The sequence below is a fragment of the Pantanalinema sp. genome, from assembly GCA_036704125.1.
GTDB lineage: Bacteria > Cyanobacteriota > Sericytochromatia > S15B-MN24 > UBA4093 > JAGIBK01.
The window spans coordinates 1-12,460 of the sequence record DATNQI010000079.1 but is presented as its reverse complement, the minus strand read 5'-3'; the positions used below and the strand labels follow the sequence as shown (position 1 = coordinate 12,460).

The 12,460-nt window shown below is 66.8% G+C and carries 15 protein-coding genes; all 15 read right to left on the bottom strand.

Translation table 11 applies throughout. From position 1 onward, the window contains the following. Positions 1-5 precede the first annotated feature (5 nt). Entirely contained in the window at positions 6-293 is a 288-nt protein-coding gene (locus V6D00_12585) for a hypothetical protein (GenBank protein ID HEY9900013.1), read from the bottom strand. Positions 294-465: 172 nt separating this feature from the next. Then, positions 466-2,583 (bottom strand): flagellar biosynthesis protein FlhA, encoded by a 2,118-nt coding sequence (locus V6D00_12580; protein ID HEY9900012.1) that lies wholly within the window; start codon positions 2,581-2,583, stop codon positions 466-468. A 5-nt stretch (positions 2,584-2,588) separates the two neighbouring features. Further along, positions 2,589-4,499 (bottom strand): flagellar basal-body MS-ring/collar protein FliF, encoded by a 1,911-nt coding sequence (gene fliF / locus V6D00_12575; protein HEY9900011.1) that lies wholly within the window; start codon positions 4,497-4,499, stop codon positions 2,589-2,591. Between the two features lie 22 nt (positions 4,500-4,521). Then, on the bottom strand, positions 4,522-4,908 hold the full coding sequence (gene fliE, locus V6D00_12570; protein ID HEY9900010.1) for a flagellar hook-basal body complex protein FliE: 387 nt from the start codon (positions 4,906-4,908) through the stop codon (positions 4,522-4,524). A gap of 32 nt (positions 4,909-4,940) precedes the next feature. Next, a complete protein-coding gene (flgC, locus tag V6D00_12565) occupies positions 4,941-5,348 on the bottom strand; it encodes a flagellar basal body rod protein FlgC (protein HEY9900009.1) in 408 nt (135 codons plus the stop codon). 14 nt (positions 5,349-5,362) lie between these two features. Next, positions 5,363-5,782, bottom strand: a complete 420-nt coding sequence (flgB, locus tag V6D00_12560; GenBank protein HEY9900008.1) for a flagellar basal body rod protein FlgB — start codon at positions 5,780-5,782, stop codon at positions 5,363-5,365. A 182-nt stretch (positions 5,783-5,964) separates the two neighbouring features. Then, positions 5,965-6,690: a sigma-70 family RNA polymerase sigma factor gene (locus V6D00_12555; GenBank protein ID HEY9900007.1), complete on the bottom strand. Its 726-nt coding sequence runs from the start codon at positions 6,688-6,690 to the stop codon at positions 5,965-5,967. 15 nt (positions 6,691-6,705) lie between these two features. Next, complete coding sequence (locus V6D00_12550) at positions 6,706-7,053, bottom strand: rod-binding protein (protein HEY9900006.1); 348 nt, start codon at positions 7,051-7,053, stop codon at positions 6,706-6,708. A 12-nt stretch (positions 7,054-7,065) separates the two neighbouring features. Continuing rightward, the gene (locus tag V6D00_12545; GenBank protein ID HEY9900005.1) at positions 7,066-8,190 is read right to left on the bottom strand and encodes a flagellar basal body P-ring protein FlgI; all 1,125 of its coding nucleotides are present in this window, start codon (positions 8,188-8,190) and stop codon (positions 7,066-7,068) included. A gap of 12 nt (positions 8,191-8,202) precedes the next feature. Then, the gene (locus V6D00_12540) at positions 8,203-8,811 is read right to left on the bottom strand and encodes a flagellar basal body L-ring protein FlgH (protein HEY9900004.1); all 609 of its coding nucleotides are present in this window, start codon (positions 8,809-8,811) and stop codon (positions 8,203-8,205) included. Between the two features lie 20 nt (positions 8,812-8,831). Continuing rightward, positions 8,832-9,575 carry a flagellar basal body P-ring formation chaperone FlgA gene (gene flgA, locus V6D00_12535; protein ID HEY9900003.1) on the bottom strand — a complete coding sequence of 248 codons (744 nt, stop codon included), beginning with the start codon at positions 9,573-9,575 and terminating at the stop codon, positions 8,832-8,834. 16 nt (positions 9,576-9,591) lie between these two features. After that, positions 9,592-10,359: a flagellar basal-body rod protein FlgG gene (gene flgG / locus V6D00_12530; protein HEY9900002.1), complete on the bottom strand. Its 768-nt coding sequence runs from the start codon at positions 10,357-10,359 to the stop codon at positions 9,592-9,594. A 21-nt stretch (positions 10,360-10,380) separates the two neighbouring features. Beyond that, a complete protein-coding gene (locus V6D00_12525; GenBank protein ID HEY9900001.1) occupies positions 10,381-11,118 on the bottom strand; it encodes a flagellar hook-basal body protein in 738 nt (245 codons plus the stop codon). A 3-nt stretch (positions 11,119-11,121) separates the two neighbouring features. Beyond that, entirely contained in the window at positions 11,122-11,364 is a 243-nt protein-coding gene (locus tag V6D00_12520) for a hypothetical protein (GenBank protein ID HEY9900000.1), read from the bottom strand. Between the two features lies 1 nt (position 11,365). Continuing rightward, positions 11,366-12,460: flagellar hook-length control protein FliK (locus tag V6D00_12515; protein ID HEY9899999.1), on the bottom strand; the 1,095-nt coding region annotated here is incomplete at its 5' end.

Below are 12,460 nucleotides of genomic sequence, written 5' to 3'. Positions count from 1 at the left end.
GAGCGCTAGCGGAACTGGCGGGTGGTCGCCTCGTAGGTCTCGGAGAGCTGCCAGGCGAGCTCGGCCAGGCGGCGCTCGCGGTTCGTCAGCAGCAGCCGGGCGTAGCGCCGCAGGATCCGCGCCTTGTGGAGGCCGTCGCGATCCTTGTCGAAGATCAGGCGCTCGATGCCCTCGAAGAAGCGCTCGCCGCGCGCGTCGAGCTCCTCGTCGAGCGACACGGGGAGCGAAAGGACCGGGGACAGGGGGCGAGCGAAGGCTGGCGTCACAGGGGCGTGCTGGATGGCGGTCGTCATCGTGGCTCTCTCTTCGGGTGCGAGGGGCGCTGTGGGGTTAAGCCAAGGTTAATTTCGATATCCCTATCTTAACCGATCCTCCGGAGTTTGTCGCCGCGTTCGTTGCTGGAGTTTTGTTAAATCTTCGCTAAAACTTAGTCATGGCTTCATTTGTGATGGTCGTCACCGGGGATCAGCTGACGCCAACCGCGATCGAGACCTGGCCGACCGACTGCACCTTGAACTTGGCGTTGATCTCGGCGTACGAGATGACGGCCATGGTCGGGAAGTTACGCTCGATGAGGCCCTTGACGTGCGGCCGGATGGTCGGGTTGGTGAGCAGCACGGGGTTGGAGCCGCGGGCGACCGCCTCCTGCTGGACGGCGGCGAGGCGCGCCAGGATGAGCTGCATGATCTGCGGGTTGACCGCCGCCTGCGGGCCCAGGGGGGTGTTGGTGATCGAGCCCTGGATCGTGTTCTCCACGCCCGGATCCAGCGTCACGACCTCGATCACGCCCTCCTCGGTCGCGAGGCTGGCGCAGATCTGGCGCGAGAGCTGCTGGCGGATCATCTCGTTGAGCAGGAAGATGTCCTTGGTCATCTTGCCGTAGTCGGCGAGGCGCTCCAGGATGGTCGCGAGGTCCCGGATGCTGACGCCCTCGCGGATCAGGCCCTGGAGGACGCGCTGGACCTCGGACAGCGACAGGATCTCGGGCACCAGGTCCTTGACCGTGACCGGGGCCTTCTCCTTGAGGCGGTTCAGCATCATCTGGACCTCCTCGCGGCTGAGGATCTCGTGTGCGTACGAGCGGACCGTGTGCTCCATGTGGGCGGTCAGCACGTTGGTGGGGTCCTGGATCAGGTAGCCGAGCTGCGCAGCGCGCTGGGCCTCGGCGCCCGCCACCCACACCGCGGGCTTGCCGAAGGCGGGATCGGTGGTGGGGAAGCCCACGAGCTCCTGGCTGGTGTCGCTGGTGCTCTGCTGGATGGCGAGCATGTAGCCGACCAGGAGCTCGCCGGTGGCGACGACGTTGCCCTTGACCAAAAGCTGGTAGGCGTTGGGGCGCAGGTTGAGGTTGTCCTTGAACTGGATGCCCGGCATGACGAAGCCCAGGTCCAGCGCGATGTTGACGCGCATGGGCACCACCCGGTCCATCAGCTCGCCGCCGAGGCCCGGGTCCACCAGGGGCACCAGGTCCAGCCCGAGCTCCAGGGTCAGGGGCGGGACGCCCAGCATCTTCATGACGTTCTCGGGGTTCTTGAGGTCCTCCTCCGACTCGGGGGCATAGTCGTCCATCATGTCGTCCATGGGCATGCCGAAGTCGTCGCCCGCACCGCCCGCGGGCATCATGTTCTTGCGCATGGCGAGGAAGGCCGCCGCCCCCAGCCCCAGCGCGATGGGGATGAAGAAGATCTTGGGGAAGCCCGGCACCCAGGCGATGAGGAAGGTGACGGCCGCGGCCACGCCCATGCTCTTGGGGTTGGAGAAGACCTGCTGCTTGATGTCGGCCGCGAGGTTCTGGTCCGAGGCCGACCGGGAGCTGACCAGACCCGCCGAGATCGAGATCAGGATGCCCGGGATGAGGCCCACCAGGCCGTCACCGACCGTGAGGATGGCGTACCGGGACAGGGCCTCCATCACGTCCATCTTCTTCATGAGGATGCCGATCAGGATGCCGCCCACGATGTTGACGACGATCAGGATGATCGAGGCGATGACGTCGCCCTTCACGAACTTGTTGGCGCCGTCCATGGACCCGAAGAAGTTGGCCTCGCGGACCAGGTCCTCGCGCCGCTGCTTGGCCTGGTTGCCGTCGATCAGGCCGGCCGCGAGGTCCGCGTCGATGGACATCTGCTTACCGGGCATGGCGTCCAGGGTGAAGCGGGCCGCGACCTCGGCGATGCGCTTGGCGCCCTCGGTGATGACGATGAAGTTGACGATGATCAGGATGATGAAGATGATGATGCCGACGATGTAGTTGCCGCCCATGACGAACTCGGCCATGGTGTGGATGACGTTGCCGGCCTCGGCGTGAAGCAGGATCGAGCGCGAGGTGGCCACCGAAAGGGCCAGGCGATAGAGGGCCGTCAGCAGCAGCAAGGACGGGAAGCTCGCGAACTCCAGCGGCTTGACGATGTACAGCGCCACGAAGACGATGATGATCGACATGACGATGTTCAGGACGATCAGCACGTCCAGCATCCAGACCGGGATCGGCAGGAACAGGATGCCGAGGATCGCGACCATGAGGCCCGCGATCACGAAGTCCCGGATCGGAACCCCCTTGCCTGCTCCCATCGCGCCGACCATCTAGGCTACCCGACGTTCGCGCCGAGCTTGCGCTTGAGGTTCTGGCCGGCCATCCGCGCGGTCATGGAGGGCAGGGTCGCCCCCTGGTTGACCCGGTTGAAGACGTCCTCCTGGATGCCGGGATCCAGGTACTGGAGGACCTGCTCGGCGTAGCTCGGGTCCAGGGTCGCGAGCACGCCGGCGATGGTCGCCGGCCGCTCTCCCTCGAAGGCCGCGGCCGCGGCATCCGGCGAGACCTCGTACATGAAGTCGAAGGCGCCGCCCGCCTGGGGGGCCTGGGCGCCCGCGTCGGCGTAGCCCTGCTGGGGGTAGCCGGCGTCGGCGAAGCCCTGCTGGCCTCCGAACTGATCGAGCCCCGGCTGCTCGAAGCCGCCCTGGCCCATGTCGAGCCCGGGGAAGGCGTTGGGGTCGAAGCCGCCCAGCGCCTGCTGGTCGAACATGGGCAGCGCCTCGGCCTCGCCGCCCAGAGAGGCGGTGAGGGTGTCGAGGGGGTTGGCCTCCTTGCGGGTGGCGCGGCGCAGGAGCGCGAGCAGGAGGAAGATAAGCAGGAGCGCCCCGCCGATCCACCAGACAATGGCCCACGAGACGGCCTGGCCCTTCTTGCCCGTCTTCTCGGCGGTCTGCTCCTCCTCGAACTGCTTCTTGAGGTCGTCGTAGGTGCTCGAGTCGAACCGGACCCGCTCGACCGAGACCTGGTCGCGGCGGGCGGCGTCCGCGCCCGCCGCGGTCGCGACGATGATGCGGAGCCTGTCGGCGCTCTCCTGCTTGAGGGTGTCGGGGACCAGCACCGCGATCGACATGCGCTTGATGTTGCCGCTCGACGGCTGGATCAGCTGGGTCTGCTCGTTGAAGGCGGGCTGCTCCTTGAGGTTCTTCTTGGTGACCTCCTTGGAGCCGCCCGGCGTCGAGGGGATCGCGGGGTAGGTGGGCACGTTGGCGGCGGTGCCGGGTGCGCCGCCCTCGCCGCCGCCCTGCACGGTCTCGGTCTGCTCGCTCTTGGTCAGAGGCACGCTCTCGCCGTTGCCGTTGGTGACCGCGGCCTTGAGGACGTTGCGCTCCAGGCGCTTGTTGAAGTCCAGCTCCAGGCTGACGCGCACGACGGCCTTGCCCGAGCCCACGACCTTGTCGAGGAGGCTGGTGAGCTTCTGCTCGATCTCCTGCTCCTTCTGGCGCTGGAGGCCCATCTGCATGTTGAGGACCCGCGAGATCATGCGGTCCTCCTTGTTGCCGGCGTTGGCCTCCATCCCCGAGGTCAAAAGGTTGCCCAGGTCGTCGGTGATGGTGACGTTGTCGGTCAAGAGGCCCGGCACGGAGCTTGCGATCAGGTGGGTGAGGCCCTCGACCTGGCTGGGGGTCAGCGATCGCTTGGGCTGCATCTTGACCATGACCGCTGCGGTGACGGGCTTCTTCTCGGTCTGGAAGAGGCTGTCCTCCGGCATGGTGACCATGGCGCCCGCGTCCTCGACGCCGTCCACCTGCTTGACCAGGCGCTTGATCTCGCCGTTCATGGCGCGCAGCAGCTTGATCTTCTTGTCGAAGTCGGTGGAGATGAAGTCGCTCTTGTCGAAGAGGCTGAAGCCGGGATCGCCGTCCTTGGGGAGGCCGGCCGCGGCGAGTGCCACGCGGGCCTTGTCGGACTTGTCCTTGGGCACCGAGATGGCCGTTCCGTCCTCGACCAGCTTGAAGGGGATGCGCTCCTCCTCGAGCTTGGCGGCGGCCTCGCCGGCGGCCAGCTGCGACATGCGGCGGTAGAGGATCACGTCGTTCTTGTTGAGCTGATCTTCGGTGGGTTGCTTCTTGCCGCCTCCGCCGATCGCCATGCCGATGAACAGGGTGATCACGATCAGCAAGACCGGCACGCCGGCCATGATGCCGATGCGGACCGGTGGGGGGAAGCGGTTGAGAAAGTCGAGCATGGTGGGTGGGCGCCTCTGAGGGTCAGATCTGCATGTTCATCAAGGTCTGGTAGCTGGACGCGACCTTGTTGGTGACGGCGGACATCAGGTGGAGCTGCGATTCGGCCTTGGCCTGCTCGATCATCACCTGGTGGACGTCCACGTCGTTGCGCCCGAGGGCGAAGTCGAGGCCGGTCTGCACGGCCTTGTTGTCCTGGGCCGAGACCCCGTCGATGGCCTCGGTCAAGAGGTCGGCGAAGCTGCGGCCGTTGTTGGCGTCCGCCTTCTGGCCGAAGCCGTCGATCGCCGCGTCGCCGAACTCGGGGTTGGTGTCGATCGAGAAGTCGAGCGAGGGGAACTCGGGGAAGCCCCCGCCGATGCCGGGCGCCTGGCGGTTGAGGCCGGGCATGAAGTTCTGGTTGACGAGCATGAGGGTTACCTAGCTTTCTGAGCCGCAGGCGCTTATCGGCCGATCTCGAGGGCCTTCTGGTGCATGTTCTTGCCCGCGTTGAAGGCGGTGACGTTGGCGTCGAAGGCGCGCTGGACGGTGATCATGTCCACCATCTCGGTGACGATGTTGACGTTGGGCATCCGCACGAAGCCGTTGGCGTCCGCGTCGGGGTGGCCCGGCTTGTAGACCAGCTCGCCCGGCGTCGCGTCGCGCACGGTGCCCGAGACCTGCACCCCCTTGCCCAGGCCCGTCTCCTCGTCGAGGATCTGCTGGAACACCGGGATCTGGCGCTGGTAGGGCCCGCCCTCGGCGGTGCGCGTCACGTTGGCGTTGGCCATGTTGTTGGAGATGGCCTCCAGCCAGAAGCGGTTGGCGGTCATGGCGCTCGCGCCGGTGTCGAATACCTTTTGAAGGCTCATCTGCTCCTCCTACCCTACTTCTGGTCGGTGATGAACTTGAAGGTGCGGTACTGGGTGGCGATCTGGGTGGCGAGGGTGTTGTACTTCTCGACCGACTGGACCATCTGGCTCATCTCGTGCTCGAGGGAGACCCCGTTGCCGTCGCGGCGCATGCCCTGGCCCTTGGCGACGGTGATCGAGGGGTTGAAGGTCTCGAGCATGTCGTCGGTGGGGCGCGCCGCCGAGCCGAACAGGTTGGTGAACGGATCCTGCGCCTGGTCCACGCCGGGGGCGGGCTCGGAGTCCATGGCCGAGACCAGGGCGTCCTCGAAGCGCACGTCCTGCCGCGCGTACTGCGGCGTGTTGATGTTGGCGATGTTGTTGGCCTGGGCGGCGAAGCGGGCGGCCAGGCCGTCCATGGCGCGCTCGAGGCCGCGGACCTCACGGCTGATCACGTGGCTACCTCCGTTCGGGGAGCGTTCCCCAGTCTCAGTATGGCGCAAGCGACCGGGCGCTTCCGTGCGTTATGTACATGAGCGAGCCCCTGTCTGGTTTGTACCCAGACAGGGGGCGGATCGTTGTAAACCTTGGATTAAGCTTGTCAGGCCGCTTTACGGCTACCAGCTAGCGCCTGCGGCTACCAGCTGATAAAGTCGTCGAGGCTCTTCTTCTTGCCGAGCTTCTGGCGCAGCTGTTCCAGGGCGCGGCGGTGGATGCGACTCACCCACGACTCGGAGAGGCCCAGCTTCTGGCCGATCTCGTTGAAGGACATCTTCTGGAAGTAGTAGCAGCGCAGGGTGGTGCGCTCCTGCACGGGCAGCTGCTCGATGGTCAGGCGCAGGAGCTGCTGCAGCTCCTCGAGCTCCATGTCGTGCTGGATGGTGTCGGCGGCGCCCAGCTGGTTGAGCAAAGAGAAGCTCTCCTCGCCGTCGGATCCCTGGGGGGCGTCCAGCGAGAGGATGTACGAGTAGGTCAGCTGCTGGATCTGGTTGACCAGGACGGTGGCGTCGGATTCGGCCTGCTCGCCCTCGTTGAGGATGGCCTCCTCCTCGGCCTGGGCCATGGCCGCCTGCACCCGCTGGCTCTTGGGAACGGTGGGCAGCTTGGGCAGGTTGTCGAGGATGGCGCCCTTGATGTAGTAGGTCGCGAAGGTCTCGAACTTGACGCCCCGCTCGGGATCGAAGCGCTCGGAGGCCGCCATCAGGCCCATCACGCCGTCGGAGATCAGGTCCTCCATGTCGTAGTGACGTGGCAGCTTGGTCGAGATGCGGCGCGCGATCGCCCGGACCATCGGCATGTACTGCTTGATGGCGGCGTTGTCGAGGCTGCGCTTCCCCTCTAGCGAGACAGGCTTTTTTAACACGACCACTCCACTGTCTTACTCTCGGGCGCTCTGCCCTTGCTGGCGCGTCATCTGTGCCACCAGTTGCTCAACCAGGGCGTTCCCGCCGTTCGTGGCGTAGTGCTTGCCGAGCGCCTGATCGAAGAAGTCCATGAACATGCCCGCCTGCTCGCCGGAGAACATCCCGCCCTCCTCGCCGGAGTCTTCGGGCCGCATCTGGGAGAACACCTGGGCATAGAGGTAGCTCGCGAAGCTTTCCGCCGCTTCCCTCGTTTCATTCTGTTGTACCTCGCCGGAGGCCGAAGGTAACCTCCCCTCGCCAGCTACTCCGGAGATCGGCGCGAAGGGCAGGCGAGGCGGTTGCGGCAAGCCGTTGATGTCCATGACGCCTTTCTCCTAGATGATCTCGAGCTGGGCGTTGAGGGCGCCGGCGGCCTTGACCGCCTGCAGGATGGAGATCATGTCGCGCGGGGTGGTGCCCAGGGCGTTGAGGGCCCGCACCAGCTGGCCGAGGGTCGTTCCGGACTCGAAGACCACGGTCTTGGCCTTCTGCTCGTCCGCGGTGACGGTCGACTCGGTGGTGACGGCGGTGCCGCCGCCCGAGAGGGCATTGGGCTGGGAGACGGTCTGCTTGGTGTCCACCCGCACGATCAGGTTGCCGTGCGAGACCGCCACGGCGCCGATCCGGACGCCGGATCCCAGGATCACCGTGCCGCTGCGCTCGTCGATCACGACCTTGGCGATCGCGTCCGGCAGCACCGCGACCTGCTCGATGCGGGCGATGAGGTCCACCAGGTTGTCCCGGTACGAGGTGTTGACGTAGACCCGGACGGTGCCGGCGTCCACCGCCTGGGCCATGCCGAGCTGGGACTTGGTGATGGTGCTCGCGACGCGCGAGGCGGTCACGAAGTCGGGCTGCGCCAGATTGACGTACATGAAGCCGTTGGCGTCCAGCATGGTGACGGGCACCTCGCGCTGGACGATGCCGCCGTTCGGGATGCGGGCCACCAGCGTCTGGTTCTTGCGGACCTGGCTGCCGTTGGCCTCGACGCCGAAGCCGCCGGTCGAGAGCGCGCCCTCGGCGGTGGCGTAGACCTTGCCGTCGGGCCCGCGCAGCTCGCCGCCGATCAGGACGCCGTCGGCGAGGCTCTTGGCGTCGCCGATCGAGGCGACCGTCACGTCGATCTTCTGGCCGGGCTTCACGAAGGGGGGCAGGTTGGCCCGCACCGCCACGACCGCCACGTTCTTGACGCGGATCCGCTCCTGGGGGATGTAGATCCCGGCGTTCATGATGAAGTTCTTGAGCACCCGGTCGGTGAAGCCGGTCGAGACGGTGTCGCCGGACTGATTGAGGCCGATCACGAGCCCCATGCCCTGCAGCTGGTTGTCGGTGGCCCCCTGGATGCTGGCGATGTCCTTGAGGCGCAGGGGCGTGCCGCCCCTGAGGGCCTGGGCGCCGCTTGGGGCGCACAGGCCGAGGGGGAGGGCGATCGCGAGGATGAGGACGAGGATCTTTCGCATGAGGCTTCCTGCTTAGAACAGCCAGTTGAACAGGCGGGATAGGATGCCGGGGGTCGCCTTGGACGAGGCCGAGCCGGCCCCGCGGAAGTCGACCTTGAGGTTGGCGACCTTGGTGGACTGGATCTGGTTGGCGCCGTCGATGTCGTAGGGGCGCACGATGCCCGAGATGACGACGGTGCTCTCCTCGTCGTTGACCCGGAGCTTCTTCTCACCTGCCAGGCGCAGGCTGCCGTCGGGCAGGATCTCCTGGATGGTGGCCGCTACCAGGAGGGTGATGGTGTCGGCGCGCTTGGTCACGCCGTCGCCCTGGAAGTCGTTCTTGCCGTTCATGTCCCAGGTGCCCTTGCCTCCGGCGCCCCCGATCAAGGAGCCGAAGTCCCAGCTGGCCTGGGTCCGGGCCTGCTTGGAGGCCTTGGTGGTCGCCCCCGAGCTTGCGACCATGTTCTCGGTGACGAGCACCGTCACCAGCGCTCCGGGACCCAGGGTGGAGCGGCGATCGCCCAGGCGATCGGTGAGGAAGCCGCCCGAGTCCTCGGTGTAGAGGCTGTCGGCCATGGCCGGCGCGAGCGCGCCGGGCGCAAGCAGCAGGGCAGCCGTCAGGGCTAAAACCATCCGTCGCATGTCGAACCCTTTTCCTTGCCCTAGGGGGCTTCCTCGAGGCGAACCTCGACCTGGTCGATTCCTGTCACCCGCGCCACGTAGTCCTTGCGGGAGTCGGGGTTGAACACCCGGACCAGCTGGCCCATGGTCCCGTCGGCCACCGCCTGCGCGCGCGTCACGATGACCAGCTCGCCGCTGACCAGCTTCACCGTGACCTCCTTGCCGGTCTTGACCAGGGCGGGCAGGTCGAACATCTCGTTGACCAGCACCGCCCCGGCGGGCACCTCGCGCTTGACCACGGCCCCCTCGAGGGTGGAGAGCGAGGTTGCGGGCGCGCCCATCACCGTCTCGAGGCTGCGGCGCTCGGCGCGGCCCAGGGACGGTGCGAAGAGGCGGCCCCGGTGCAGGGTCTCGGTCGAGACCCACACGTCCTGCCATACCTTGATCTCGACGCGCGGGTACACGGTCTTGAGCTTCTTGCCGTCGATCTCGATCGAAATCGGTACGGCCGTTCGGCCCAGCAGGCGCGGCGTGCCGACGATCGCGAAGCGCGCGGTGCCTTCGGGCAGGGGCCTGCTGCCCATAAGCGAGGCGAGGCTCGGGCCGTTCCAGTGGACCTCGACCCGCTTGGGATCGGCTTGCTGGCGCAGGGCGACCTGCTCGCCGATGAAGCCGAGCAGGTCCGCCTCGCGGACGGGCGCGGCCCAGGCCGCCGAGGGCAGCAGGCACCCCCAGACGGCGCAGAGCGCCGCGACGCGGGACAGGATAGCGACGAAACGGGCCAAGATTCCTCCCTTTGGGCTAGCGCTGGAGCTGGTTGGCGGTCTCCATCATCTTGTCGGAGACGGTGATGGCCTTCGAGGACGTGTCGTAAGCCTTCTGGGTCGCGATCATCATGACCATCTCGCGCACCAGCTCGACGTTCGAGGCCTCAAGAGCACCTTGACGCAAACCGCCGTAACCTTCAATGGCCGGCTGCCCTTGCCGGGCCGGTCCCGAGGCCGAGGTCTCGACCGCGAGGTTGTTGCCGATGGCCTGGAGTCCCGCCGGGTTGGTGAACTGGGTCAGCTGGATCTGGCCGATGATCTGCTGCTCGGTGGCGTTGGGCGGGGTGCCGAAGACCGCGCCGTCCTTGCGGATGTAGAGGTTGGAGGTCCCGGGGGCGATGGTGATGGGGGGATCCAGGGGCTGGCCGGTCGAGGTCACCAGGCGCCCGGTGGCGTCCAGCTTGAAGGAGCCGTCGCGGGTGTAGGCCACCTGCCCGTTGATCTGGGTCACGGCGAAGAAGCCGTCGCCGTCGATGGCCAGGTCGAGGGGGTTGTTGGTGACCTGGAGGTTGCCCTGGTCGTAGATCTTGGTCACCGCCACCGGCCGCACGCCGAGGCCGATCTGGACGCCCGCGTTGTCGGTGCCGGGCTGGTTGATGGTCTGGTACAAGAGGTCCTGGAAGTCGACGGCCGAGCGCTTGTAGGACGTGGTGTTCACGTTCGACAGGTTGTTGGCGATGACGTCGATTCGCATCTGCTGCGCCTGCATGCCGGTCGCTGCGGTCCAAATGCCGTGGATCATGGCGGGCTCCTTTCCGCTTGTTTACGAGATGCGGCCGAGGTCGTTGGCGGCCTTCTGGAGGATCTGGTCGTGGGCGCTGATGACCTTCTGGCCGAAGCCGTAGGCCCGGTTGGCGGTCATCATCGAGACCATCTCGGTGACGACGTTGACGTTGGAGTGCTCGAGGAAGCCCTGCTTGATCGAGACGTTGGTCGAAGGGGGCAGGCCCGGGGGGGCGAGGGGGAACTGGGTCTCGAGGGCGATCTTGGGCGGCTCGACGACCATGAGGGTGCCCAGTTGCTGATCGCCCACCGTGATCCGGCCGTCCTCGGCGATCTGCATGTTGTGGAGGTCGCCGGTGAGCAAGATCGGTCGGCGGTCGGTGCCGAGCACCAGGTCGCCCGAGCGGGTGGCGAGGCGGCCGTTGGTGTCGGGCTGGAAGTCGCCGTCGCGGGTGACCTTCTCGACGCCGTCGGCGCCCCGGGTGAGGAAGTAGCCGGTGCTTGCGATCGCCACGTTGAAGCGGTTGCTCGTCTGGACCAGGTTGCCCGGGGTCTCGTAGCGGGAGATGCCGTCGGTCTTGACCCCGGTGCCGATGACGTTCTCGGTGCCCGGGGCCTGGTCGGTGAACTGGACCAGCAGATCGCCGAACGAGGAGCCCATCAGCTCCTTGCGCTTGTAGCCGTTGGTCTCGACGTTGGCGAGGTTGTTGGCGATGGTGTTGACCTGCTGCATCTGGAACATCATGCCCGTGGCGGCCGAGTAGATTCCTCTGAGCATGGGCTACCTCCTCTGGATCTGCTTGCGCTTCTCGGCCACGTCGTCCATCTGGTAGATGTAGGTCAGCATCTCCGAGATGGCGGGCATCAGCTCGGTGGGTACGGCCTGCTGGACGGCGAGCCCCTGAAGGATGTCCGCGACGGCGGGGTGGGTGGGCTTCGGGCTGCCGGTCACCGGCGCCTGGTCGGGGGCCTGGCCGGTCCTTGCGGGGAGCCTGGTGAGTCGCTTGCGCTCCTGGTCGGCCATTCTAGATCACCCCGATCGCGCGGCCGAGCTTGCGCAGGTCGCGTCGCTTGGGCAAGAGGACGCTGGTCGCGCGCTCCTGGCCCGTGGGCACGCACATGATGGTGGCGACCTGGTAGGGCGTGCGGAAGGTGAGTCGGTGGCGCAGGTCGGGCAGCCCCCGCTCGAGGAACTGCTTGGTCGCGATGTCCTGGACCTCGAGCTTGACCGTCAGGTGGCCGCGGACGGTGGTGAAACTGACGGTCATGCGGCCCATGTTGCGGGTCTCGACCGCGAGGGTGACCTGGGCGAAGCCCGCCGCCTGGAAGCTGGGGTTGTCCTCGGTCTCGACCAGCAGCTCGCCCGGCATGGGCTGCTGGTCGCGCCACTGGTAGAAGGGCACGTAGACCGAGTTCTGGGGGTTCTTGAGCAGCATCTGCTGGGCGTGGAGCAAGTCCTTGAGCTGCGAGAGCTCACCGATGAGCTCGCCGGGGACCTTGGTCGGGTCGAGGCCCGCGAGCATCCGGGAGAGCTGCTGCTTGAGCTGCTGGAACTGAGCGAGATCGGCTCCGAGCTGGTCGGGGCTGGTGCCGAGCTTCCAGAAGGCGTTGAGCTGGGCCTTGATCTCCTGGAGCTGGGGGCCGAGGGTGGTCTGGTTCTTGAGGGCCATGGTGAGCTGGGCGAGCAGGTGGCTCATGGGGCCGCCGTTGAGCAGCTGGGTCATGGCGGCGACGTTCTGGGGGGCGGCCTCGATGCCCTGGGTGAAGAGGGCCAGAAGCGCCTCCAGCTCGACCAGCGAGGCGCTGCCCATGCTCTGCCACATCTGGCGGAACTGGTTGAGGGCGTCGGCTCCGAGCGGGATGCCGTAGCGCAGCATCTGCTGAGCGAGGCGCAGGTTGACGGGGTTGGGGGCGATGCCCTGCTGGGCGAGGCGGGCGGCGATCGAGGCGTCGTTGTGGTAGCCGAAGTACTGGGGGCCCGAGGGGCGCTCTTTCGCGGCCTGTTCCAGGTTGGGGGCGGTGGGGCCCGTGACGCGGGGCGCGCTCTGGGCACCGCCCTGCGCGCCGGTGCGGATGTCCGGGCTGTTGTTCAAGTTGCGACCGATGTTGATCCCGGCCAT

Excerpts from the sequence above, each read along its gene's own strand:
- V6D00_12550 (HEY9900006.1), bottom strand. The coding sequence starts at position 7,053 with ATGGACATCAACGGCTTGCCGCAACCGCCTCGCCTGCCCTTCGCGCCG.
- fliE (HEY9900010.1), bottom strand. The coding sequence starts at position 4,908 with ATGCTCGTCAACCAGAACTTCATGCCCGGCCTCAACCGCCAGGCGCCC.
- flgG (HEY9900002.1), bottom strand. The coding sequence starts at position 10,359 with ATGATCCACGGCATTTGGACCGCAGCGACCGGCATGCAGGCGCAGCAG.
- flgC (HEY9900009.1), bottom strand. The coding sequence starts at position 5,348 with ATGAGCCTTCAAAAGGTATTCGACACCGGCGCGAGCGCCATGACCGCC.
- V6D00_12540 (HEY9900004.1), bottom strand. The coding sequence starts at position 8,811 with ATGCGACGGATGGTTTTAGCCCTGACGGCTGCCCTGCTGCTTGCGCCC.
- V6D00_12545 (HEY9900005.1), bottom strand. The coding sequence starts at position 8,190 with ATGCGAAAGATCCTCGTCCTCATCCTCGCGATCGCCCTCCCCCTCGGC.
- V6D00_12525 (HEY9900001.1), bottom strand. The coding sequence starts at position 11,118 with ATGCTCAGAGGAATCTACTCGGCCGCCACGGGCATGATGTTCCAGATG.
- V6D00_12580 (HEY9900012.1), bottom strand. The coding sequence starts at position 2,583 with ATGGTCGGCGCGATGGGAGCAGGCAAGGGGGTTCCGATCCGGGACTTC.
- fliF (HEY9900011.1), bottom strand. The coding sequence starts at position 4,499 with ATGCTCGACTTTCTCAACCGCTTCCCCCCACCGGTCCGCATCGGCATC.
- V6D00_12585 (HEY9900013.1), bottom strand. The coding sequence starts at position 293 with ATGACGACCGCCATCCAGCACGCCCCTGTGACGCCAGCCTTCGCTCGC.
- V6D00_12520 (HEY9900000.1), bottom strand. The coding sequence starts at position 11,364 with ATGGCCGACCAGGAGCGCAAGCGACTCACCAGGCTCCCCGCAAGGACC.